This window comes from Aurantimonas sp. A2-1-M11 (assembly GCF_036549475.1).
Lineage (GTDB): Bacteria > Pseudomonadota > Alphaproteobacteria > Rhizobiales > Rhizobiaceae > Aurantimonas.
The window spans coordinates 1-23,315 of the sequence record NZ_JAZHLI010000035.1; the positions used below are offsets into that span (position 1 = coordinate 1).

A 23,315-nucleotide genomic window follows, 5' to 3' on the forward strand; every position below is an offset into this window, starting at 1 on the left:
CTGGGCAGACCCTTCTCGAGCTTGAGGAACTCGCGCAGGAACCCCTCTTTCGCCTGGGCGAACCTTGCCATCGAGACCGCGCCTTGCCCGCCGCACAGCACCGAGCACAGCGCAATCACCAGGAGTTCGTGGAAATCATGCAGTTCGGCATTGCCGGTGCGCGATCATCAAGCCCTTCCCAGCAGGCGACGAATTCTTCCACGACATCCTCCCAACGGCGAAAATCCGCCGTCCAAGCGAAGAATCCATCGCAACCGCAAACGCAAGTGAACAATCAGACTACAAAAATTTCCAAATGCGATTCCCCTGNTCATCAAGCCCTTCCCAGCAGGCGACGAATTCTTCCACGACATCCTCCCAACGGCGAAAATCCGCCGTCCAAGCGAAGAATCCATCGCAACCGCAAACGCAAGTGAACAATCAGACTACAAAAATTTCCAAATGCGATTCCCCTGCCATGGCAGCCGTTCGCAGGCGATGAGGAGAGGAGGAAAGTGTGGTGGACGCATTGGGTTGGCGGTGGAGGCGACGCATTGGCGTCGCGCGATCCCTGCGCCTGTAGAGGACCGGAATGGCCGGTCCAGCGCCCGCGACGGGGGTGTCACGGGCAGGTCCGCGGCGCAGCGGCGCCGCGGGACGCGATCTCGCCCCAAACCGACCAAACGGCCGGATGAGGCGAGGGTAACGAGCCTACAGGATGTCGAGGCTGACCTTGGCGGTGCCCGACTGGATCATGCCGATCTTCGAGGCCGCGGCGCGCGACAGGTCGATGACCCGGCCGCCGTGGAAGGGACCCCGGTCGTTGATGCGCACGACGACGGACTTGCCGTTGCGCCGATTGGTGACGCGCACCTTGGTGCCGAAAGCCAGCGTCTTGTGGGCAGCGGTCATGGAATTCATGTTGAAGCTCTCGCCATTGGCCGTGCGGCGACCGTGGAAGCGCTTTCCGTAATAGGAGGCGGAACCCGAACCGATCGACTTCGTTTCGGCCACGACCGGAGTGATTGCGGCGGAGTACGAACCGACCATCGTTCCCGCGAAAAGCGCGGCCGCCAGAGCGGCCTTCGGCAGAAGCTTCATTATCGTGCTGTCCTTGAATGCGACGTTTGCAACGAAGCCTCCTTCGTCAATTCCTGTGACGAGAACGTGGACGGACTCTGGCAGCAATAGGGTCTTTCTACGATCAGGGAACTTTTTCGACTTTCGCGGAGCGTTCTGGCGGGATTGGAGAATTTTCATCCGAATGCCCGTCTGGATGCGACGGAAATGTCGCGCGCGATCCGCGAGGTGCCGACGGTTCAGACCGCCAGCGGCGGCGTGCGCCCGCTTTCTTCCAGCTCCCATTCCCGCCTGCCAGTCCCGTCCGTCCTGGGACAGCACGAGGTAATTGCGCTCGCTCGCATAGATCGCGCGGCGCGACGGCAGCGGCCGCAGCCGGATGCGGCGTCCGGGCAGGGGACTCTCGCCGAAACGCGCGAGCAGTCCCAGTGCGATCGGATAAGCGCTCCCCGGCGCCGGATGGGAGATGCCCGAGGCGACGAGCTGGTGCAGCAGCGTGCCATCCCGCAGCCGCATCTCGCCGCGCGTCGCCAGATGGATTTCGCCGGACACGACGACGAGGCCGCCCGGCGCACGCTCGCCGCGCTCCGCCAGGCAGTGCAGGAACCGCATCCATTCGCGGCGATGCGCGCGGCTCTGCCACTGGTCGCGCAGATCGTCAGACAGCTTGGCCAGACGCGGCACCACGCCGATCATCAGTTCCGCCAGGCTCAGCCTTGGACCGAGGACGGGCACGCTGGACATCAGGACGATGCGATCCGCTTCCGGCGTCGCCGCCATGGCCGCCTCGAAGGCCGCCCATCCGGCCGGGCCCATGACCCGGTCCGGACGCCGCTCGCTGCGCAGGTCCGGAGCGATGATCGACAGTCCCGGATAACGCAGCGCAACGCCGAGGCTGCGCGCCTGGCGGTCGAGCGCCACCGCCGACAGGTCGGCCTCGTCCGCGGCGAGCTGGAAGATCAGGAACATCTCGCGGGCCGCCTCGAACAGGCCGCGGCCGACCGGGCTGTCGAGCAGCGGCGCCGGATGGCTGCCCCAGCCGTCGATGATGTCGTGGTCGTCCCACATGGAGACCGAGGGCACATGCGCCGACATGGTCTGCAGGGCGGGTCGCGCGAAGCTGGTCAGATAGCGCTCGAAATAGAAGCGCCGGATCGCCACCCGCGCCTCGGCCGTCAGCGGTACCGTCCCACGATCCCGCGGCTTCAGCGTCGTCCAGCGCCGCACGTCCCCGTGGCATGTCAGGACGTCGTCGGCATAGAGCTGGTCGCCCCCCTGCAGCATCAGGGCGAAGGGCGCGCGCCCGTGCTCGGCGATCAGCCGCGTCCACATGGCGTCGCGCTCGGCCAGGTCCCGGGTCAGGTCCCCCTCCTCCTGTCCGTTGCAGGAGACATAGGCGATGCGCGTCGCGCCGCCGTCCGGGCCGACCACCGGAAACTCGGATCCGTCGATGCTGTAGGACGCGGCAACGCCTGCCGGCAGGGTGAAATCGTAGCGCCAGACCGTGCGGCCGAAGAGATTCGCCAGCGCGATCGGTCGCACGGTCTCCCCGTCCGCGACGAGGGTAGGTGCCTCCACGTCCTCTTTCAGCACGAGGAGTGCCGCGAGATGGCCGCGCCGGCCGTCGCCGCCGCGCGCATAAAGGATCGGGCCGATCCGGTCCGGAAGCGGAACGGCGGATTGAGCGGTCTGGATCATCGGTTCCTGTCGGCCTTGCCTGTGACCAAGGCCCTGCCCGGCACCGGTCTCGCCTGCGCCATATAGGACGCCACCGCCGCAGGACCGAATGCCGGCGCGAACATCGCGAAACGGACAGCCAGGCGCGTGGACGCCGGACGCCGGAAAGGAATTAGCGGGAGGCGTCCGGCGCCGGGACGGAAGAAGGAGCGGTCGCGTCGCCGGTCGCGGTCTGGACGCCGGGCAATGGCAGCATCCACTTGTCCAGCGAGGCCGTCTCGTCGGCGGCGGGAGCCGGGGTCGTTTCCGCAGCCGGACGCAGCCGCGCACCCTTGCCGCTGTCGTTCCGGGCGGGTTCCTCGGTCAGGCCCTGCCAGAGCGTCAGGAAGGGATTGGCCGCGTCGGCGGCAGGCTCGCGCGGCGCCATGGCGGTGGCCGTCGCCAGGCCGGCCGGCGCGGCCGACGGCGCCGGGCTTGCCTCGACCGCAGCCTCGCGGACCTCGTCGATCGCTGCTGCGGCGCCTTGCGGCTTGCGCAGATCCGCCTGCGAAGCCATGCGGAAGCCCGCGCTGCGCTGGTCGCGCGAGATCTTCTGGTAGAAGGCGTTGCCGCCGGCGATGACCTTGTAGTGCATGTTGCCGTAGCCGAAGCTCAGCCCGGCCGTATGGAAGAACTTGGCGTCGCCGACCGCGGCGTGGCGCGTGCCCGACAGGACGTCATGGGCGGTCTGCATCGCCAGTTCCCTGCCCGCCCCCATCTCGCGGGTCATGACGCCGGGGGCAAATTGCTTCGGCTGGGCCACCACCTCGCAGACCGAGTCGGGATAGCTCGGCGAGCCGACACGGTTCATCACCACGGTGCCGACGGCGAGCATCCCCTCGCGGCTGGAACGGTTCGATTCGAAGAACATCGCCCGGGCGAGGCATTCCTGGCTCGGGCCGTAGCTCAGGGGCGTGACCACGTCCTCGATCTCCGGCGCACCGACGCAACCGGAGATGACGCCAAGGGACACAAGGGCGGACAGGGCCGGCAGGCGACCACGGATCGACAGCATGTTCATGCCGTAGCCGTGCTCACGAAATGTGTCGTGAAACGGGGCGGGCTGCGCCCCGATCGGCCTTGGCCGGCGTTTCACCGGCCAGTGTTGCCAAAACGCCGCGCCCGGAGCATCCGGGCGGCGGCTTCAAAAGATCGAGCCCGATGCTGCGGGACGATCGGTCAGACCCGGCGTTCGATCATCATCTTGCGGATTTCGGCGATCGCCTTGGCCGGGTTCAGTCCCTTCGGGCAGGACTGGGTGCAGTTCATGATGGTGTGGCAGCGATAGAGCTTGAACGGATCTTCCAGGTCGTCGAGCCTCTCGCCGGTCGCCTCGTCGCGGGAATCGATCAGCCAGCGATAGGCCTGCAGCAGCACGGCCGGGCCGAGATAGCGGTCGCCATTCCACCAGTAGGACGGGCAGGAGGTCTGGCAGCAGAAGCACAGGATGCATTCGTAGAGACCGTCGAGCTTCTCGCGGTCCTCGTGGCTCTGGCGCCACTCGCGCTCGGGCTCCGGCGTGTCGGTCTTCAGCCAGGGCTCGATCGAGCGAAGCTGGGTGTAGGGCACGGTCAGGTCGGGAATCAGGTCCTTGATCACCGGCATGTGCGGCAGCGGATAGACCTTCACGGCGCCGCGGATCTCGTCCATGCCCTTGGTGCAGGCCAGCGTGTTCGACCCGTCGATGTTCATCGCGCAGGAGCCGCAGATGCCCTCGCGGCACGAGCGGCGCAGCGACAGGGTCGAGTCGACCTTGTTCTTGATCCACAACAGCGCGTCGAGAACCATCGGGCCGCAATCGTCGGTATCGACGTAATAGGTGTCGGTCCTCGGGTTTTCCTCGTCGTCCGGCGACCAGCGATAGATTTTGAACTCGCGCACATTCGTCGCGCCCGCCGGCTTGTCCCACACCTTGCCGGGATTGATGGTGGAATTCTTCGGGAGGGCAAGTTCGACCATGAGGATGTATCCGGTGCCTTTCTGGAATCGTTCGCAACATAAAGCGTGCGCTGCAAAACACCAGAGCCGAAACGGCGCGGAAACGCTTCAAATCGTTTGAAGTCCGGCCGTTTTCCGGTGTCTGCGGCGTTGTCTCGCGGCCGTTGCCGGGCGATGCCTGCCTCAGCGATAGATCAGCGTCGGCAGCCACATGGTCAGGGCCGGGATGAAGGTGATCAGGAACAGCACCACGAAGAGCGGCACCAGGAACGGTGCCGTCGCGGACATGCAACGCTCGAACGGAATGCCCGACACCCGCGACAGGACGTAGAGCACCATGCCGATCGGCGGGGTCAGCAGGCCGATCATCAGGTTGAGCACCATGATCACCCCAAAATGCACCGGATCGACGCCCATCTGCATGGCGATCGGCAGCAGCACCGGCGTCAGGATGGTGATCGCCGCCACGGTCTCCATGAAGCAGCCAACGATCAGCAGGATCAGGTTGATCAGCAGCAGCACGACCCACGGATTGTCGGAGATCGACAGGATCAGTGCGGCGAATTGCTCCGGCGCCCGGTTGGAGGTCAGGATCCAGGCGAAGATCGACGCCGCGGCGACGATGAACAGGACCACGGCGGTAGTCTCGATCGTGTCGAAGGAGACCCGCAGGAATCGCTTCAGCGTCAGCGTGCGATAGACCACGAGGCCGAGGATCAGCGCCCAGGCGCAGGCCGCGATCGCCGCCTCCGTCGGCGTGAAGGCGCCGGTCAGGATGCCGCCGACGATGATCACCGGCGTCATCAGCGACAGGAAGGCGCGCTTGAAGGTGAAGCCGAGGATCGACAGCTTGAACGGCTGGTCGACCGGATAATTGCGGCGGCGGGCATAGATCGCGATCATCGCCATCAGCGCGACGGCCATCAAAAGGCCCGGAATGAAGCCGGCGGCGAAGAGCTGGCCGATCGATGCGCCGGCGACGACGCCGTAGATCACCATCGGCAGAGAGGGCGGGATGATCGGCCCGATGGTCGAGGACGCGGCGGTGATGCCGACCGCGAAGCCCGGCTCGTAATTGGCGTCGCGCATCGCCTTGATCTCGATGGCGCCGAGGCCCCCGGCATCGGCGACAGCGGCGCCCGACATGCCGGCGAAGATCACCGAGGCGCCGACATTCACATGGCCGAGACCGCCGCGCATCCAGCCGAAGATCGATTTGGCGAAGTCGAAGATCCGCTCGGTGATGCCGGCCGCGTTCATCAGATTGCCGGCGAGAATGAAGAAGGGGATCGCCAGGAGCGGGAAGGAATCGACGCCGTTGATCATCCGGTGGATGACGACGACGTCGGGCACCCGGCCCTCGACCAGGATGAAGACCGCCGAGGAGCCCGCCAGCGCGATCGCCACGGGCACGCCGAGGACGATCATCCCCAGAAGCAGCACGAACAGCATCGTCAGAAGCATGAGATCCCCGTGGAATGGGTGCGCAGGCGGTCGTCCGGGCGCACCGGCCCGGCGTCGCGGGCGAAGCAATGGATGGCGGCGACGATGATGGCCATCAAAGGCCGGTGCCCGCGAGCGCGAAGCGTTCCGGGTCGATGAGGCGGCTCGTCCCGGTGCGCCAGTGGCGAACGACCGCCGCCAGCGCATAGAGCGTCATCAGTGCGAAGCAGACCGCGACGCCCCAGTAGACCGAGGATTTCGGCACGTCGATCGACACCATCATCTGGTGCGTGCGGCCGGCGAGTTGGGTGCAGAACCAGGCCATCGTGCCATAGAAGGCCAGTGTGATCAGATCGACGGCGATCTGGGCGACGAAGCGCCCCCGCCGCGACAGGTAGCGATAGAACAGCTCGACCGCGATATGGCTTTCCTTGCGGGCCGCCATGATCGAACCGATGAAGGTGACCGCGATCAACAGGAAGCGCGCGATCTCCTCGGTCCAGCCGAGGGAATTGTTGAGCACGTAGCGCGTGAAGAACTGGAGGAAGACCACGAAGGCCAGGAGCCAGAAGACGCCGAACACGACGCCGTCGCTCCAGCGCAGGTCGGACAGGTCGACCGGCTGGTCGGCAAACGGGTTCGGCTCCAGAGGTTGCACGCCCTCTTCTGTGCCGGGATCGATTTCAGGTGACGTCATGGCCGCATCCGGATGTGAAGGCATGCCGGGCGGCCAAGGGGCGCCCGGCATTAATTCGGGTGGCGGGGAGCCTACTTGATCGCCTGCAGGCGGTCGTAGGTCTCCTGGTCCCAGGTGGCGTCGGGGCCGTTGTGGAGCTTCATCGTCGCCTCTCGGAACGGCGTGATGTCGACCTCATGAACATTGACGCCCTGCTCGCGGAACCACTCGGCGAGCTTGGCCTCGTTCTCGCGCACCTGCGTGGTCGCGCATTCGGCGGTCTCCTTGAGCACTTCGGTGAGCGCCGTCCGGTCGGCCTCTTCCATCTGGTCCCAGGTCGGGCCGCCGACGATAGTCAGGAGCGCGTCGTTGATGTGGGCGGTCAGCGAGATGTCCGACTGCACCTCGTGGAACTTCTTGGCCTGGATGGTCGGCAGCGGGTTCTCCTGACCGTCCACCGTGCCCTGCTGCAGGGCGAGATACACTTCGGCGAAGGCAATCGGCGTCGGATTGGCGTTCACCGCCTTCGGGAACATCATGTAGAGTGGGGCATTCGGCACCCGGATCTTCATGCCCTCCATGTCGGCCGGCGTATTGATCGGCTTGTTCGCCGTCACGTGACGCTGACCGTAATAGGTGGTGGCCACGACGTGGTTGCCGGTGGCCTCGTTATAGCCCGCGGCCAGTTCCTCGAAGAGGTCCGAGTTGCGGAACTTGTCCCAGTGGTCGTAGTCGCGGAACATGTAGGGCGCACCGCCGATGGCGATCGGGCCGTAGGCGCGGCCGGCGAAGAGCTGGCCGGTATAGATCACGTCAACGGTGCCGAGGCCGAGGCCCTCATTGATGTCGACTTCCTTGCCGAGCGAGGACGCCGGGAACACCTCGAAGGAGTAGCGATCCTCCGTCGCCGCCTTCAGCTTGTCCGACGCCTCCACCGCACAGGTATGGTACGGCTCGCTGGACTCGTAGACATGGGCAAATTTCAGCGCCGTCTGCGCGGCGGCCGGTTGCGCGGTGAGCGCGATGGCGGTTGCGGCCGAAAGGGCCAGCACGTGCTGTGTGTATTTCATCTTGTTCCTCCCCAATGTATACACTGTTTTCAGGCGATCATATTGATTGCGTCCCATAGCGCAATGGCCCCATCGTCGTTATTGACGATCGCTGCCGCAAGAGCGGTGGCGCGAAGCAAGGCGGGCAGCGGGGCTGCGAGGTATCCGGTCGGTGCGATCGGTCGAGACAGAGGATAGTTCAGACATGTCGACGAATACGGTGCGCCTCGACCCTTCGGACAACGTGGTCACGGCGCTCAAGACGCTGGAAACCGGGGTCGAGGTCGAGCAGACGCGCACGCTCGGACTGGTCCCGCGCGGCCACAAGGTTGCCACCCGGCCGATCCCCAGGGGCGAGCCGGTGATCAAATATGCCCAGGTGATCGGCTATGCCGCCGAGGACATCGCGCCCGGCAGCCACGTCCACACCCAGAATGTCGAGTTCCGCGGCACCGCCCACAATTACGACTTCGCGACCGATCTGCGCCCCGTCGCCATGGTGCCGGAGGCCGAGCGCGACACCTTCATGGGCTATCGCCGCAAGGACGGTCGCGTCGGCACCCGCAACACCATCGCCGTCATCACCTCGGTGAACTGCTCCGCGACGGCGGCGCGCAAGATCGCCGAGGCCTTCGGGCCGGAGGAACTGGCCGCCTATCCCAATGTCGACGGCGTCACCGCCTTCGTCCACGGCACCGGCTGCGGCATGGGCGGCGATGGCGAGGGCTTCGAGGCGCTGCAGCGGATCATGTGGGGCTATGCCCGCCATCCGAACGTCGCGGGCGTCCTGATGGTCGGCCTCGGCTGCGAGGTCAACCAGATCGACTGGCTGCTGGAAGCCTTCGGGATCGAGAAGGGCCCGATGTTCCACGCCATGAACATCCAGGATGTCGCCGGCCTGCGCCGCACGGTCGAGATCGGCGTCGAGAGGGTGCGGGCCATGCTGCCCATCGCCAACGAGGCGCGGCGCGAGCCCTGCCCGGCATCGGAACTGATGGTCGCGCTCCAGTGCGGCGGCTCGGACGCCTGGTCGGGCATCACCGCCAACCCGGCCCTCGGCTATGCCTGCGACCTGCTGGTCGCCCAGGGCGGCACCGGCGTTCTGGCCGAGACGCCGGAGATCTACGGCGCCGAGCACCTTCTGACCCGCCGCGCCAGGGACGAGAAGACCGGCCGCAAGCTGGTCAAGCTGATCGAGTGGTGGGAGGACTACACAGCCCGCAACAAGGGCTCGATGGACAACAACCCCTCGCCCGGCAACAAGAAGGGTGGCCTGACCACGATTCTCGAGAAGTCGCTGGGCGCCGCGGCCAAGGGCGGCACGACGCCGCTGAACGGCGTCTTCCGGTATGGCGAGCGGGTCGACACGCGTGGCTTCGTCTTCATGGATTCGCCCGGCTACGATCCGGCCTCGGTGACCGGCCAGATCGCCTCGGGCTGCAATCTCGTGGCCTTCACCACCGGCCGCGGCTCGGCCGCGGGCTTCAAGCCGTCGCCCTCGATCAAGATCGCCACCAATACCGAGATGTATCGGAAGATGACCGAGGACATGGACATGGACGCCGGCCGGATCGTCTCGGAAGGCCTGTCGATCGAGGCGGCGGGCCGAGAGATCTACCAGCTGCTCCTGCGCATCGCCTCGGGCGAAAAATCGAAATCCGAAGCCCAGGGCCTTGGCGACTATGAATTCGTGCCCTGGCAGATCGGCGCGACGATGTAGGCTGCGGGCCCAAAGGCCTCGGCCACATCGTCCCATGTGCGTCCCGCCGGACTCACAGGGCTAGCGGATCAGCGCGCCGTAATGGCCCACGACCTCGCCGGCCAGCTCATGGCCGCGTTCGGCGGCCCGGGCCGGCTCGATGCCCTCCAGCCGCGCGGCGAGATAGCCGGCGTTGAAGCTGTCGCCCGCGCCGGTTGTGTCGACGACGTCGGCGACCGGGCGGGCAGCGACCTTCTGGACGCTGCCGCCGGCCGCGACCAGCGCCGGATCGGCCCCGTCCTTGACCACCACTTCGCGGGCGCCGCACGCCAGATAGCGCTCGGCCGTCGCTTCGGGCGACGTGTCGCCGAACGCCGCCACCTCGTCGGGAAAGCTCGGCAGGCAGATGCTGGCCACGGCGGCGCCGGCCTCCATGGCGGCCCGCATCTCGTCCGGCTCCGGCCACAGGCGCGGCCGGATATTGGGATCGAAGGCGACGAACTTGCCGGCGGCGCGGGCCGCCCCCAGCATGTCGAGAAGGCGCTGGCGATCCGCCGGCGACAGGATCGCCAGGGTGATGCCGGAACAATAGAAGGCGTCGCCGGCCGCACCGGCCCTGGCGACATGGTCCGGATCGGCCGCCAGCAGCTTCGCCGCGGCGCTGTCGCGCCAATAGGAAAAGCTGCGTTCGGCGCCGTCCAGATGAATCATGTAGAGGCCCGGCATCCGCTCGGGAATCCGCCGGACGAGATCGGTCGCAAGGCCGGCATCGGCGAAGAAGGCCAGCATCTCGTCCGAGGTCGTGTCGGTGCCCAGCGCCGTGTGATAGGCGACGTCCCAACCATCGCCGAGCCCGCGGCGCAGATACCAGGCAGTGTTGAAGGTGTCGCCGGCAAATCCCTTGCGGTAGAGGCCCTCGCCGGCCGACGACAGCTCCACCATGCATTCGCCGATGGAGACGAAGCGCTGCGGCGCCGCGCTCATGCCGGCACCCGGTTTTCGGCTGCGGCGCCGTCGAGTGCCGCCACCGCCGCCATCACGCCGCGCAGTTCCGCCAGCCCGCGCATGCGGCCGATCACCGGATAGCCGGGATGGGTGCCGCGCCCGATGTCGGACAGGAGCTCGTGGCCGTGATCGGGCCGCATGGGGATCGTGGCGTCGGCCCGGCCCTCGGCAAGGCGGCGCCGTTCCTCGGCCATGAGCACGCGCACCAGCGCCACCATGTCGGTATCGCCGGCCAGGTGATCGGCCTCCTCGAAGGAGCCGTCGGGATCCTTCGCGACGTTCCGCAGATGGGCGAAATGGATCTTGTCGGCAAAGCGCGCGGCGATCGCCGGCACGTCGTTCGCCGGATTGGCCCCGAGCGAGCCCGAGCACAGGGTCAGGCCGTTCGCCGGCGACGGTACGGCGTCCAGCACGAAGGCGATGTCGTCGGCGTTGGAGACCACCCGCGGCAGGCCGAAGATCGGGCGGGGCGGATCGTCGGGATGGACGCACAGGCGCATCCCCGCTTCCTCCGCCACCGGCACGACCGCTTCCAGGAACCGCAGGTAGTTGCTGCGCACGTCGTCGCGGGTGATCCCGGCATAGCGCGTCAGGATCTCGCGCAGGCCCGCCACGTCGTAGCGTGCATAGACGCCGGGAAGGCCGGCATTGATGGCGCCGAGCAGCCTGTCGCGATCGGCCTGCGAGGAGGCGTCGAACCAGGCCTTTGCCCGCGCCAGGGTTTCCGGCGCCAACTCGTCTGCCGCCCCCTCGCGCTCCAGCATGAACACGTCGAAGGCGGCGTATTCGTGCATGTTGAAGCGCAGGCTGGTTCCGCCGCCCTCAACCGGCGCGGCCAGCTGGGTGCGCGTCCAGTCGAGCAGCGGCATGAAATTGTAGCAGACGGTCTCGATGCCGCAGGCGGCAAGATTGCACAGCGACTGGCGATAGGTGTCGAACAATGGCTCCAGATCGCCGTCGCCGAGCTTGATGCGCTCGTGTACCGGCAGGCTCTCGACGACGCGCCATTCCAGCCCCAGCGCCGGGTCCGCCCCGATCAGCGCCTGGCGTTCGGCGATCGCCTCGACCGTCCACACCTCGCCATAGGGGATCTCGTGCAGGGCATTGACGATGCCCCGGGCGCCGGTCTGGCGTATCTCCGAAAGCTGGATGCGATCCTGCGGCCCGAACCAGCGCCACGTTTCCTGCATGTCCTGTCCCCACCTGGTCTTGTCGGGCGTCCCCCGCGGGTGCCCCTCGTCCCGCACGTCGGCGCCGGGTTCAGCCCGCGTCGCTGTCGTCGAAATACTGGTCGAACTCGGCCTTCAGGCGAACCAGATGGTCGTTGATCCGGCCGAGATGGATGCGCATCGCCCGGTCCGCCGCTTCGCCGTCCCGGGCCTTGAGGGCGTTGAAGATCGCCACGTGGTCCTCGTAGACCGCCGGCTGGCCGAAGGCCAGCGACAGGAAGCGCATCCGGTCCATCTGCGCCTTCTGCTCGTCGATGAGCTGCCAGGCAAAGCCGCAACCCGCCCCTTGCGCGATGATGCGGTGAAACTCGTCGTCTTCCAGGTGGAAGCTGTGCCGGTCGTCCTTGATCTGGGCGGCGCGCTGCAGCTCGAGATTGGTCTCGAGCCGGCCGATCAGGTCGGTGACGTCGCGCTTGCAGGCCTCGCGCACCACCGCGACCTCCAGCGCCTCGCGGATGAAGCGAGCATTGCGAACCTCGCGCACGGAGATCTTCACCACTTCGGTGCGCCGCTGTGGCTGGATCCGCAGATAGCCGGTCCGGGCGAGTCGGCTGAAGGCCTCGCGCACTGGTTGGCGCGAGACGCCCAGATGCCGCGCCACTTCCGCCTCCGATATGCCGACGCCCGGCAACAGGCGCAGTTCCAGGATCGCCTGGCGCAATTCCGTGAAGACGGCGTCCGCCATTGTGCCCCGTGGCAGGATGGACGCGTCCGGGGACAGGAGGTCGAGAGACATGGGGAACCTTCGTTGACGACGCTCGGATACTAGGATACCAGTTTGATCACAAGCAATGAAATTCGTGGGTGAGGAACGAATGGCGTTACTGGACGAGGATCGGCTGTTTCCGGCGACGCCGAGAGTGCGCGACATCGCTCGCGCAATCTACGAGACGGTCGCCGACCTGCCGATCATCAGTCCGCACGGCCATACCGATCCGCGCTGGTACGCCGAGAACCAGCCCTTTCCCGATCCGGCCCAACTTTTCGTGACGCCCGACCATTACATCTTCCGCATGCTGGTCTCGCAGGGGATCGGGCTGGAAGAGCTCGGCGTGCCCGACGCGAAGGGTGTTGCCAGCCAGACCGACGGCCGGGCCATCTGGCAGCGCTTCGCCAGCCATTATCACCTGTTCCGCGGCACCCCGACCCGGCTGTGGCTCGACCATTCGTTCCAGACCCTGTTCGACATCGACCGGCGGCTTTCCGCCGACACCGCCGACTTCTATTACGACCGCATCTCCGAACGCCTGTCGCAGGAGGCCTATCGGCCGCGGGCGCTGTTCGAGCGCTTCAACATCGAGGCCATCGCCACCACCGAAAGCGCGCTGGACGATCTGGCCCATCACCGCACGATCCGCGACAGCGGCTGGAACGGCCGGGTGATCACCACCTACCGGCCCGACGCCGTCATCGACCCCGACTTCCCCGGCTTTACCGACAATCTCGTGCGGCTCGGCGAGATCACCGGCTGCGACGTCGCCAGCTTCTCCGGCTATCTCGACGCCCACCGCGCCCGCCGCGCCTATTTCCGGGAGTTCGGCGCCACCGCGACCGACCACGGCCATCCGACGGCGCGCACCGCCGACCTGCCGCGCGCCGAGATCGAGGCGCTGTTTGCGAAGATCCGGCAGGGCACGGCCGCCCCGGCCGACCGCGAATTGTTCCGGGCGCAGATGCTGACCGAAATGGCCAGGCTGTCGATCGAGGACGGCATGGTCATGCAGATCCATGCCGGCTCCTGGCGCAGCCATTCGGACGCCATTGCCGCCGGCTTCGGCCGCGACAAGGGCTTCGACATCCCGCAGCCGACCAATTACGTCGCGGCGCTCAAGCCCCTGCTCGACGCGGTCGGGCTGGCGCCCGGCCTGACGGTCATCCTCTTCACGCTCGACGAGACCGTCTATTCGCGCGAACTGGCGCCGCTGGCCGGCGTCTATCCGTGCCTCAAGCTTGGGCCGCCCTGGTGGTTTTTCGATGCACCGGAGGGCATGAAGCGGTTCCGCGAGCAGGTCACCGAGACCGCCGGCTTCTACAACACGGTCGGTTTCAACGACGACACCCGCGCCTTCTGCTCGATCCCCGCCCGGCACGACGTCGCGCGGCGGGTGGACTGCGCCTATCTCGCCGATCTTGTGGTGACCGGACGCCTCGCGGAGGACGAAGCGTTCGAGGTCGCCCACGATCTTGCCTATCGCCTGGCCAAGGAGGCCTACAGGCTCTGACCGGCGGCCGAGCCGCCATTTCTGGGAGGAAGCAGACATGAGCATATTCAGGAAGCTGACGACATCTATCGCACTGGCGACGATGCTGGCGGGGGCGGCCACGGCCGTCTCGGCGCAGGAGATCATGCTGCGCTCGTCGGACACCCATCCCGACGGCTACCCGACCGTCGAGGCGGTCAAGTACATGGGCGAGCTGATCAAGGAACGCACCGACGGCCGGATCGGCATCGAGGTCTATCACTCGGCGCAGCTCGGCGAGGAGAAGGACACGATCGAGCAGACCCAGTTCGGCGTCATCGACCTGAACCGCGTCTCCATGGGCCCCTTCAACAACATCGTCGAGGAGACCCAGGTCGTCTCGCTACCCTACATCTTCCGGTCCATCGACCACATGCACAAGGTGATGGACGGCCCGATCGGCGACGAGATCCTCGCCGCCTTCGAGCCCCACGGCCTGGTGGGCCTCGCCTATTACGACGGCGGCGCCCGCTCCTTCTACAACAGCGAGAAGCCGATCAAGTCGATCGACGACCTCAAGGGCCTGAAGTTCCGGGTCATGCAGTCCGACATCTTCGTGGACATGGTCAACGCGCTCGGCGGCAACGCCACTCCGATGCCCTATGGCGAGGTCTATTCCTCGATCCAGACCGGCGTCATCGAAGGCGCCGAGAACAACTGGCCGAGCTTCGAATCCTCCAAGCACTTCGAGGTCGCCAAGCACTACACGCTCGACGAGCACCTGATCGTGCCGGAAGTCCTCGTCATGTCCAAGCAGAGCTGGGACAAGCTCTCGGCCGAGGACCAGGAGATCGTCCGCACCGCCGCCAAGGAAAGCGTCGCCAAGATGCGCGAACTCTGGGCCGCGCGCGAGGCGGAATCCGAGAAGCTGGTCCGCGAGGCCGGTGTCGAGGTCGTCAAGGACATCGACAAGCAGCCCTTCATCGACGCGATGAAGCCGGTCTACGAGAAATACGTGACCAACGAGAAGCTGCAGGACCTCGTCGCCCGCATCCAGGCGACCGAGTAGCATTCCACGGCACCGGCGGCGCAACGCCGCCGGTGCCGTGGAATGCCTTCGCTGCGTCCCGCCGGCACGGTAGCGGGGAAGCGCCATGCCGGGTCGCACCGGCCCCTTTCCGTCGCAGGCTGATCCCGCTCCATGCGTCACTTTCTCCTGACGATCGAACCGTTCGTGCGCCGGCTGGCGCGGACCGCGCTCTGGGGCGCGGGCATCGGTCTCGTCTCCATGACCCTGATCATCTTCTGGCAGGTCTTCGCCCGCTACGTGCTGAACGACAGCCCCAGCTGGACCGAGTCCACCTCCGTGCAGCTGATGGGCTGGTTCATCTTCCTGGGCGCCTGCGTCGGCATCCACGAGGGCTACCATCTCGGCTTCGACGTCCTCGTTTACGTCGTGCCCGACCGCGGCAAGAAGCTGCTGCGCACCATCTCCGACCTGGCCATCCTCGGCTTCTCGCTGGCGATGATGGTCTATGGCACGCAGCTGATGGCCGGCACCTGGAACACCACGATCCCGACCCTCGGCATTCCCGGCGGCACCACCTTCATGCCGCTGATCGTCGGCGCCGTCCTTTCCATCCTGTTCACGGCCAACCGCATCCTGCGCCGCTATTGCGGGCTCGAGAATGCCAACGCCTTCGCGATTACGGACTGAACCCGGCCATGGACCTCGTCATCCTCTTCGGAAGCTTCGTCTTCCTTCTCCTGATCGGCACGCCGATCGCCTTCTGCCTCGGCATCGCGTCGCTGGCGACGGTGATGTACATGGGCATCCCGCCGCTGATCGTCTTCCAGCGGCTGAATTCCGGCCTCAGCGTCTATGCCTTGCTGGCCATTCCCTTCTTCATCTATGCCGGCGACCTGATGGTGCGCGGCGGCATCGCCTCGCGGCTGGTGGCCTTCGCCGGCTCGCTCGTCGGCCATGCCCGCGGCGGCCTCGGCCAGGTCAATGTCGCGGCCTCCACCCTGTTCGGCGGGGTCTCCGGCTCGGCGGTCGCCGACGCCTCGGCGATCGGCGGCCTGATGGTCCCGCAGATGGAAAAGCGCGGCTACAGCACCGACTACGCGGTCAATATCACCGTCGTCTCGTCGATCATCGCGCTGCTGATGCCGCCGTCCCACAACATGATCATCTACTCGATCTCCGCCGGCGGCTCGATCTCCATCGCCGACCTGTTCACGGCGGGTATCGTCCCGGGCCTGCTGCTCGCGGCGGCGCTGATGTTCGTCGCCTGGCGCGTCGCCATCCGGCAGGGTTATCCGACCGAGACCTTCCCGGGATTTCACGCCGTCGGCATCCTGTTCCTGACCGCCATTCCCGGACTCCTGCTGATCGGCATCATCTTCGGCGGCGTGCGCTCCGGCATCTTCACCGCGACCGAGAGCTCCTGCGTCGCCGTGGTCTATGCGGTGGTCGCCACCATCGTCTGCTACCGCACCCTGACCTTCGCGTCGTTCGTCGAGGCCACCCTCGGCGCGGTGCGCACCACGGCGATGGTGCTGCTGATCATCGGGGCGGCCGCCGCCTTCGGCTGGCTGCTCGCCTATCTGCGCGTTCCGGCCGAACTCGTCGCCTTCATGAAGAGCGTCTCGGACAATCCGTTCGTGATCCTCCTGATGGTCAACTTCATGCTCCTCGGCCTCGGCACCTTCATGGACATGTCGCCGCTGATCATCATCACCACGCCGATCTTCCTGCCCGTGGTGACGGCCTATGGCGTCGACCCGGTGCAGTTCGGCGTGATCATGGTGCTCAATCTGGGCATCGGCCTTTGTACCCCGCCGGTCGGGGCGGTGCTCTTCGTCGGCTGTGCCATCGGCCGGATTTCGGTCTGGCAGGCGATGCGCACCATCTGGCCGTTCTACGGCGCCGCGCTGATCGTGCTCGGCCTCGTCACCTACGTCCCGGCGGTGTCCCTCTGGCTGCCGTCGCTGTTCAAGTGAGCCCGATGCAAAGACTGTCCCTCGCCACCCTGCCCACCCTGCCCGATGCCGTCCGCCGGCCGGCCTACGATCCGCGCCGGACCACCACCGGCATCGTGCATCTGGGGGTGGGCGCCTTCCACCGCGCCCACCAGGCCGTCTATCTCGACGAGATCCTGGCCACCGATTCGCAATGGGCGATCGCCGGCGCGTCGCTGCGCCGGCCCGACATGCGCGACGCGCTGGCGCCCCAGGACAATCTCTACACCGTCGCCTTTCGCTCCTGCGAGGGCGCGCAGCTGCGGGTCATCGGCTCGCTGAAGACGATCCACGTCGCCCCGCGGGACCCCGAGTCGCTTCTGGCGCAGATGTGCGATCCGGCCGTGCGCATCGTCTCGCTCACCGTCACCGAGAAGGGCTATTGCCACGACCCGGCGACCGGCGATCTCAATCCCGCCCATCCCGACATCAAGGCCGACCTCGCCGCCCCGCGCGCGCCGACCTCGGCCCCCGGGCTCATCGCCGAGGCGCTGCGGCGCCGGCGCGACGCCAACATCGTGCCCTTCACCGTGATGCCTTGCGACAATCTCCCGTCCAATGGCGCGACCACGCAGCGGATCGTCTCGCAATATGCCGCCCTGCTCGACGGCGCCCTCGCCCGCTTCGTCGAAGGCGACGTCGCCTTTGCCGGCACCATGGTGGACCGCATCGTGCCGGCGACCGGCGACAGCGACATTGCGGAGATCACCCAGGCGCTCGGCGTCGAGGATGCCTGGCCGGTGGTCAGCGAGCCCTTCGGCCAGTGGGTGATCGAGGATCGCTTCCCGACCGGCCGGCCAGATTTCGCCGCCGTGGGCGCCGAGATGGTCTCCGACGTGGAGGGGCACGAGCGCATGAAGCTGCGCATGCTCAACGGCGCCCATTCGACGCTCGCCTATCTCGGCTATCTCGCCGGCTACCAGACCGTATCCCAGACGATGTCGGACCCGGCCTACGAGACGCTGGTGCGCGGCCTGATGAGCGAGGAAGTGATGCCGACGCTGCACATGCCCGGCACCGATCTCGGCGGCTACCGGGAAGCCCTGGTTGCGCGGTTCCACAATCCGGCGCTCCAGCACCGCACCTGGCAGATCGCCATGGACGGCTCGCAGAAGCTGCCCCAGCGCCTGCTCGGCACGGTCCGCGATCGTATCGCTGCGGGTGCGCCGTTCGAGCGCCTGGCGCTCGGCGTCGCGGCCTGGATGCGCTATGTCACCGGCACCGACGAGGCGGGCGCCCCCATCGACGTGAATGACCCGCTGGCCGACCGGCTGCGAGCGATCGGCGATGCCGCCGGCCGCGATCCCGAGCGCCTCGCCAAGGCCTATCTCGGCATCGGCGACGTCTTCGGCCACGATCTGCGTGACCATCCGGGCTTCAACCGCGCGGTGACCGCTGCCCTTGCCTCGCTGCTGACGCGCGGGGCCGCAAGGACCGTGGCGGACTACGCCCATGCGACCCATTAGAGCGCCGTGCGTGCGACACGCGGCACGGGCAAGGAGAGCTGACTGATGAGCACGATCGTTGAAGCGCCGGGCGAATGGACCATTGTCGACGCCAGCACCCGGCGCCGGATCCTGACCCATTCGCCCGAAATGATGGTCGTGGAGGTCGAGTTCCAGCCGGGCGGCTGCGGCGCCGCCCATTCGCACCCGCATCTGCAGGCAACCTATGTCAGGCAGGGCATCTTCGATTTCACGATTGCGGGCAAGACCCGCCGGGTGACCGCCGGCGACAGCCTGCTCGTCCCCTCCGAGGCCGTGCATTCCTGCGAATCGGCGACCGGCGGAACGCTCATCGACATCTTCACCCCGGCCCGCGAGGACTTCCTCTAAGCCGGCTAACATCAAAGGCAACGGCCCGGACTGCGCCTGCCCTCGCGGCGGGCGCGGCGGCGGAGCCATGTCCAGAACGGAGACCACCATGAAGATCGAGACACGACAGGCGATCGATCCGCGCCATGCCCGCGGCTTCGACACCTCCCAGCTGCGCGCCGAATTCCTGATCGAACAGCCCTTCGTGCCCGGCGAGATCAACCTGGTCTACAGCCATTACGACCGGATGATCGTCGGCGGCGCGGTGCCATCCCGTGGCGACCTCGTCCTCGACAGCGCGAAGGAGACCGGCACGCCGGGCTTCCTCGACCGCCGCGAGGCGGTGATCGTCAATATCGGCGACGCCGGAACCGTGCGCACCGGCAGCCGCAGCCACGAACTCGGCCACCGCGACATGCTCTATGTCGGGCTCGGCGACGGCCCGGTGACCTTTTCCGGCGCCACGTCGCGCTTCTACATCCTCAGCGCGCCGGCGCATCGCCGGTTCGACACGCGGCTGGTCACCATGGATACCGCCAAGCGCGTCGATCTCGGCGCGGCCGCCACGTCCAACGACCGCTCGATCTTCCAGTTCGTCCATCCCGACGTCATGGAGAGCTGCCAGCTCGTGGCGGGCATGACCACGCTGCACGAGGGTTCGGTCTGGAACACCATGCCGGCCCATGTCCACGACCGCCGCTCCGAGGCCTATCTCTATTTCGACCTGCCCGAGGATGCGCGGGTGTTCCACATGATGGGCGAGCCGTCCGAGACCCGCCACCTGGTGGTGAAGAACGAGCAGGCGATCCTGTCGCCGCCCTGGTCGATCCACAGCGGCGCGGGCACGGCGTCCTACACCTTCATCTGGGCCATGGCCGGCGACAATGTCGACTACAAGGACGTGGACATGGTGGCGATGGGGGATCTGCGATGACCACGCCCTTCGACCTCACCGGCAAGCGCGCCTTCGTCACCGGCGCCAATACCGGCATCGGCCAGGGCATTGCCGTAGCCCTCGCCGGGGCCGGCGCGGCGGTCGCCTGCGCCGGGCGCTCCGCCATGACCGAGACGCGCGCGATGATCGAAGCGGCCGGTGGCACCGCCAGCGAACATCTTGCCGACCTCTCCGACACAGGCGCCGCCGTGGCGCTGTTCGAGGCGGCGTCCGCGAAGGACGGCCCCTTCGACATCCTCGTCAACAATGCCGGCATCATCCGGCGGGCCGATGCCGTCGATTTCACCGAAGCCGACTGGGACGACGTGCTCGACCTCAATCTGAAGACGGCCTTCTTCCTGTCCCAGGCCTTCGGCAAGGCGGCGATGGCCGAGAAGCGCCAAGCGGCGATCGTCAACATCGCCTCGGTGCTGTCCTTCCAGGGCGGCATCCGGGTGGCCAGCTACACGGCTTCCAAGCACGGCATCTGCGGCCTGACCCGGCTGCTCGCCTGCGATTGGGCCGCCCGCAACGTCAACGTCAACGCCATCGCGCCCGGCTACATCGTCAGCAACAACACCGAGGCGCTGCGCAAGGACCCGGACCGCTCCGCCGCGATCCTGGGGCGCATTCCCGCGGGCCGCTGGGGCGAGGCCTCGGACATCGGCGGCGCGGCAGTGTTCCTGGCCTCCGATGCCGCGCGCTACGTCCACGGCGCGGTCCTCCCCGTCGATGGCGGCTGGCTGGTCCGCTGACGCCCACCCACGAAAAAGGGCGGCGCCGATGGCACCGCCCTTCCGATAGCCCATGACGCGGGTTCGGTCAGTTCGCCGGCGTCGTCTCCGTCGCCTCGCCGTCCGGCATGGCTTCGCCGTCCGGGGTGGCTTCAGACGGCGCGCCGTCGGTGCCCGAGGCGGCGGTCTCGGCCGCGCAGGAGACCGACGTCGCCTCCAGGAAGGCGAAGATGATCTTCTGGTCCGGTTCGCCGACGCGTCCGTCGCCCATCATGCGCTCGGCCACCGGCGGCGCCACGACGCTGGCGATCAGATAGTCGCGCTGCGGCGGCGACAATTCCTCCATCGCCGCCTCGCCGAGGCAGGTACAGGCGGCCGGGCTCATCTGCTTCATCTGCACGCCGCACAGCCCTGCGATCATCTCCACCTGGTTGCCCTCCGAAACCCGCGGCAGCTCGAACTTGTCGCCGACGGCGTTGCGGGGCTGCTCCGGGGCATCCTCGGACGCCTCCTCGTCCGTGACAGTCGAACCGGCCGGTCCGCCCGAGGCTGTGGCATCGCTGGCCTCACCACCCGCCGCGGCGGGCGTTTCCGGCGTCTCCGTTGCGGCCGGCTCGGTGGGCGTCGGGGCCCCCTGAGCCGCTTCCGCCGCCGGCCGCGATTCGCTTCCCGAGGCAGCACCGTCCTGGGACTGGGCAAGGGCCGGAGCCGCCCCCAGCGCGAGCAGTGCGATGCCCGCAAGGGCGACGCGTTTCGTTCTGGTCATGAATTCCTCCGCAAATCTGTGTCGGTCCGGCCGTTTCCTCAGCCCGTTCCGCGGTGTCCCGTCAGGCCATCTAGGGTCTCAACCCGATCTGTCAGGAGTGGCGGATTGGCCTCGCCCTGTGCGCCGCCTCAGCCGATCCAGAAATAATAGCCGGCCAGCACCAGGCCGATGGCGATGACGAACAGCCGCACCGCGACCTGCGGGACCCGCTTGGCCGCCCAGACGCCGGCATAGCCGCCCAGCGCCACGCCCGGCACCATGGCCAGCGCGCCGGGCCAGTCGACGACGCCGCCGGAGACGAAGACGATGATGGCGGTGATCGCGATGACGTTGGCCAGGAGGTTCTTGATGGCGTTCAGCCGGTGATAGTCGCCGCCCTCGGTCAGGCCGAGCGTCGCCAGCATCATGATGCCCATGCCCGCGCCGAAGAAGCCGCCATAGATCGAGGTGAAGAACTGTACGATCGGGCTGGAGAGATTGCGCCCCCGCGCCGCGTCGTCCTGGTGCCTGGGCTTGGGCTTCAGCCACGGACCGGCGGCGAACAGCGCCGTTGCGCCGAGCAGCAGCCAGGGCACGACGGCCGAGAACTGGTCGTTGTTCAGATAGAGCAGGAACAGCGCGCCGCCGAGCGAGCCGACGGCCGAGACCAGCGCCAGCACGAGGACGCCGCGCCACATCCTAGCGTAGTCCTTGCGATAGGCGAGTGTCGAGGTGACGTAGCCGGGAAGCTGGGCGATGGACGAGGTGGCGTTGGCCACGATCGAGGGCACGCCGATCAGGGTCAGCGCGCCGAAGGAGATGAAGGTGCCGCCGCCGGCCACGGCATTGATGGCGCCGGAGACGAAGCCCGCGACGAACAGGAGGGCGATGACAAGAACGGACATGCGGAGAGATCCTGGAGAAGCCGGACATTCGCCGGCTGGGCGGACGGCGGCCTGGAGCGGAAGGACGCGCACGGATGCGGGCGCGCGCTGGGAACGGCTTCGCACGATCCCCGGGAGGCGACAAGACTGGTGCCGCCGGCACGCGGCTTTCGCCGGACCCGGTGCGGATTCTGGCCGTTTCCTGGTACACCGGTAGTGACAAGCGCCGCAAAGCGTTGTATGGGCACCACCGATTTCCTCAGAATAACTTGACCGTCCCGGCGGCCATGTCGGCTGAGACAAACCTTATCCGGCATGAAACTAAGATTGAGGCTTTGCCATGAACATCATCTCCGAACTTGAGGCCGCCGAGGCCGAGAGGATCAATGCGATCCGTACCATCCCCGAATTTTCCGCCGGCGATACGCTGCGGGTGAACGTCAAGGTGACGGAAGGCACGCGCACGCGCGTCCAGGCCTATGAAGGCGTCTGCATTGCGCGCTCGGGCGCCGGCATCCAGGAGAACTTCACCGTCCGCAAGATCTCCTATGGCGAGGGCGTCGAGCGCGTCTTTCCGATGTATTCGCCGATGCTCGATTCCGTCGAAGTCGTGCGTCGCGGCAAGGTGCGGCGCGCCAAGCTCTATTACCTGCGCGATCGTCGCGGCAAGTCGGCCCGTATCGTCGAGGCGACCAATGTGCGTGCGCGCAAGCTGAACGACGAAGCTCGCCAGGTCGCCGTCGCCGAGCGCGACCGTGCGAAGGCCGAGAAGCAGGCTGCCAAGGACGCCGCCGAGTAATCGGCAGCGACCCGTTTCGTCAGAATTCAAAGCGGCCTTCGGGCCGCTTTTTTTATGTCGAATGTGACGATGCCGTCCGGGGACCGCCCCTTCCCGCGTCAGGCGCGGCCGGGGCCCCAGCCGTCGTCGCGGCGGCGCTCCTCGACCGGATGCCAGCCCCAGCGTACGCCCGCCCACAGGCGTTCATGGACGAGATAGACGCAGAAACCGACGATGCCCGAAGAGACGGCCAGGATGCCGCCCGATGTCAGCGAACCGGTGAAGACATAGCCAAGAGCCGACATGGTCACGAGCCCCAGCCCCTGCCATGAGGTGGCTTTGGTCAGGCTGCGCATGCGGGTTTCCATGGTGTCGTCAATCCTGCTGGGACCAGGGCCGGATGAACGG

22 protein-coding genes and 2 pseudogenes are annotated in these 23,315 nt (G+C 67.0%); 10 read left to right on the forward strand and 14 right to left on the reverse strand.

The window, feature by feature from the left end:
* The 8 genes and pseudogenes from VQ042_RS26010 to VQ042_RS15550 form a co-directional block, all read right to left on the reverse strand.
* Positions 1-149 (reverse strand): annotated as a pseudogene (locus VQ042_RS26010) (transposase family protein); the annotation flags it as partial.
* A 541-nt stretch (positions 150-690) separates the two neighbouring features.
* Entirely contained in the window at positions 691-1,080 is a 390-nt protein-coding gene (locus tag VQ042_RS15520) for a septal ring lytic transglycosylase RlpA family protein (protein ID WP_331820951.1), read from the reverse strand.
* A gap of 720 nt (positions 1,081-1,800) precedes the next feature.
* A pseudogene (locus VQ042_RS15525) lies at positions 1,801-2,757 on the reverse strand (alkaline phosphatase D family protein); the annotation flags it as partial.
* A gap of 151 nt (positions 2,758-2,908) precedes the next feature.
* Complete coding sequence (locus VQ042_RS15530) at positions 2,909-3,796, reverse strand: cell wall hydrolase (protein WP_331820880.1); 888 nt, start codon at positions 3,794-3,796, stop codon at positions 2,909-2,911.
* A gap of 158 nt (positions 3,797-3,954) precedes the next feature.
* Positions 3,955-4,734 (reverse strand): succinate dehydrogenase iron-sulfur subunit, encoded by a 780-nt coding sequence (locus tag VQ042_RS15535; RefSeq protein ID WP_009207956.1) that lies wholly within the window; start codon positions 4,732-4,734, stop codon positions 3,955-3,957.
* A 162-nt stretch (positions 4,735-4,896) separates the two neighbouring features.
* Positions 4,897-6,177, reverse strand: a complete 1,281-nt coding sequence (locus tag VQ042_RS15540) for a TRAP transporter large permease (protein WP_331820888.1) — start codon at positions 6,175-6,177, stop codon at positions 4,897-4,899.
* A 94-nt stretch (positions 6,178-6,271) separates the two neighbouring features.
* Positions 6,272-6,853, reverse strand: coding sequence for a TRAP transporter small permease (locus VQ042_RS15545; RefSeq protein WP_331820890.1), 582 nt, complete (start codon positions 6,851-6,853; stop codon positions 6,272-6,274).
* Between the two features lie 71 nt (positions 6,854-6,924).
* A complete protein-coding gene (locus VQ042_RS15550; protein ID WP_331820892.1) occupies positions 6,925-7,902 on the reverse strand; it encodes a sialic acid TRAP transporter substrate-binding protein SiaP in 978 nt (325 codons plus the stop codon).
* Between the two features lie 184 nt (positions 7,903-8,086).
* On the opposite strand from VQ042_RS15550, the gene VQ042_RS15555 reads away from it, so the two are divergent.
* Positions 8,087-9,601: a UxaA family hydrolase gene (locus VQ042_RS15555; protein ID WP_331820895.1), complete on the forward strand. Its 1,515-nt coding sequence runs from the start codon at positions 8,087-8,089 to the stop codon at positions 9,599-9,601.
* 60 nt (positions 9,602-9,661) lie between these two features.
* Here the strand turns inward: VQ042_RS15555 and VQ042_RS15560 are convergent, their stop codons facing one another.
* The 3 genes from VQ042_RS15560 to VQ042_RS15570 form a co-directional block, all read right to left on the reverse strand.
* Complete coding sequence (locus VQ042_RS15560) at positions 9,662-10,564, reverse strand: sugar kinase (protein ID WP_331820896.1); 903 nt, start codon at positions 10,562-10,564, stop codon at positions 9,662-9,664.
* Positions 10,561-11,775 carry a mannonate dehydratase gene (gene uxuA, locus VQ042_RS15565; protein WP_331820897.1) on the reverse strand — a complete coding sequence of 405 codons (1,215 nt, stop codon included), beginning with the start codon at positions 11,773-11,775 and terminating at the stop codon, positions 10,561-10,563. The genes VQ042_RS15560 and uxuA overlap by 4 nt, the downstream gene beginning before the upstream one ends.
* A 70-nt stretch (positions 11,776-11,845) precedes the next feature.
* Positions 11,846-12,550, reverse strand: coding sequence for a GntR family transcriptional regulator (locus VQ042_RS15570; RefSeq protein WP_331820898.1), 705 nt, complete (start codon positions 12,548-12,550; stop codon positions 11,846-11,848).
* Between the two features lie 79 nt (positions 12,551-12,629).
* Here VQ042_RS15570 and uxaC point away from each other — a divergent pair, with 79 nt between their 5' ends.
* The 8 genes from uxaC (at position 12,630) to kduD (ending at position 20,521) form a co-directional block, all read left to right on the forward strand.
* Positions 12,630-14,036, forward strand: coding sequence for a glucuronate isomerase (gene uxaC, locus VQ042_RS15575; protein WP_331820899.1), 1,407 nt, complete (start codon positions 12,630-12,632; stop codon positions 14,034-14,036).
* A gap of 37 nt (positions 14,037-14,073) precedes the next feature.
* Entirely contained in the window at positions 14,074-15,063 is a 990-nt protein-coding gene (locus tag VQ042_RS15580; RefSeq protein ID WP_331820901.1) for a TRAP transporter substrate-binding protein, read from the forward strand.
* A 132-nt stretch (positions 15,064-15,195) separates the two neighbouring features.
* Entirely contained in the window at positions 15,196-15,711 is a 516-nt protein-coding gene (locus tag VQ042_RS15585) for a TRAP transporter small permease (RefSeq protein ID WP_331820903.1), read from the forward strand.
* An 8-nt stretch (positions 15,712-15,719) separates the two neighbouring features.
* On the forward strand, positions 15,720-17,000 hold the full coding sequence (locus tag VQ042_RS15590; RefSeq protein ID WP_331820905.1) for a TRAP transporter large permease: 1,281 nt from the start codon (positions 15,720-15,722) through the stop codon (positions 16,998-17,000).
* A gap of 5 nt (positions 17,001-17,005) precedes the next feature.
* Positions 17,006-18,484: a mannitol dehydrogenase family protein gene (locus tag VQ042_RS15595; RefSeq protein ID WP_331820907.1), complete on the forward strand. Its 1,479-nt coding sequence runs from the start codon at positions 17,006-17,008 to the stop codon at positions 18,482-18,484.
* Positions 18,485-18,529: 45 nt separating this feature from the next.
* Positions 18,530-18,853 carry a cupin domain-containing protein gene (locus VQ042_RS15600; RefSeq protein ID WP_331820909.1) on the forward strand — a complete coding sequence of 108 codons (324 nt, stop codon included), beginning with the start codon at positions 18,530-18,532 and terminating at the stop codon, positions 18,851-18,853.
* Between the two features lie 88 nt (positions 18,854-18,941).
* A complete protein-coding gene (gene kduI, locus VQ042_RS15605) occupies positions 18,942-19,766 on the forward strand; it encodes a 5-dehydro-4-deoxy-D-glucuronate isomerase (RefSeq protein WP_331820911.1) in 825 nt (274 codons plus the stop codon).
* Positions 19,763-20,521, forward strand: coding sequence for a 2-dehydro-3-deoxy-D-gluconate 5-dehydrogenase KduD (gene kduD / locus VQ042_RS15610; RefSeq protein WP_331820913.1), 759 nt, complete (start codon positions 19,763-19,765; stop codon positions 20,519-20,521). Before kduI ends, kduD begins: the two co-directional genes overlap by 4 nt.
* 67 nt (positions 20,522-20,588) lie before the next feature.
* Here kduD and VQ042_RS15615 read toward each other — a convergent pair whose 3' ends face one another.
* Positions 20,589-21,266 carry a hypothetical protein gene (locus VQ042_RS15615; RefSeq protein WP_331820915.1) on the reverse strand — a complete coding sequence of 226 codons (678 nt, stop codon included), beginning with the start codon at positions 21,264-21,266 and terminating at the stop codon, positions 20,589-20,591.
* A 128-nt stretch (positions 21,267-21,394) separates the two neighbouring features.
* Positions 21,395-22,150, reverse strand: a complete 756-nt coding sequence (locus tag VQ042_RS15620) for a sulfite exporter TauE/SafE family protein (RefSeq protein WP_331820917.1) — start codon at positions 22,148-22,150, stop codon at positions 21,395-21,397.
* Positions 22,151-22,469: 319 nt separating this feature from the next.
* Here VQ042_RS15620 and rplS point away from each other — a divergent pair, with 319 nt between their 5' ends.
* Positions 22,470-22,928: a 50S ribosomal protein L19 gene (rplS, locus tag VQ042_RS15625; RefSeq protein ID WP_331820919.1), complete on the forward strand. Its 459-nt coding sequence runs from the start codon at positions 22,470-22,472 to the stop codon at positions 22,926-22,928.
* 98 nt (positions 22,929-23,026) lie between these two features.
* Here rplS and VQ042_RS15630 read toward each other — a convergent pair whose 3' ends face one another.
* Positions 23,027-23,275, reverse strand: a complete 249-nt coding sequence (locus tag VQ042_RS15630; protein WP_331820921.1) for a DUF2061 domain-containing protein — start codon at positions 23,273-23,275, stop codon at positions 23,027-23,029.
* Positions 23,276-23,315: the final 40 nt, after the last annotated feature.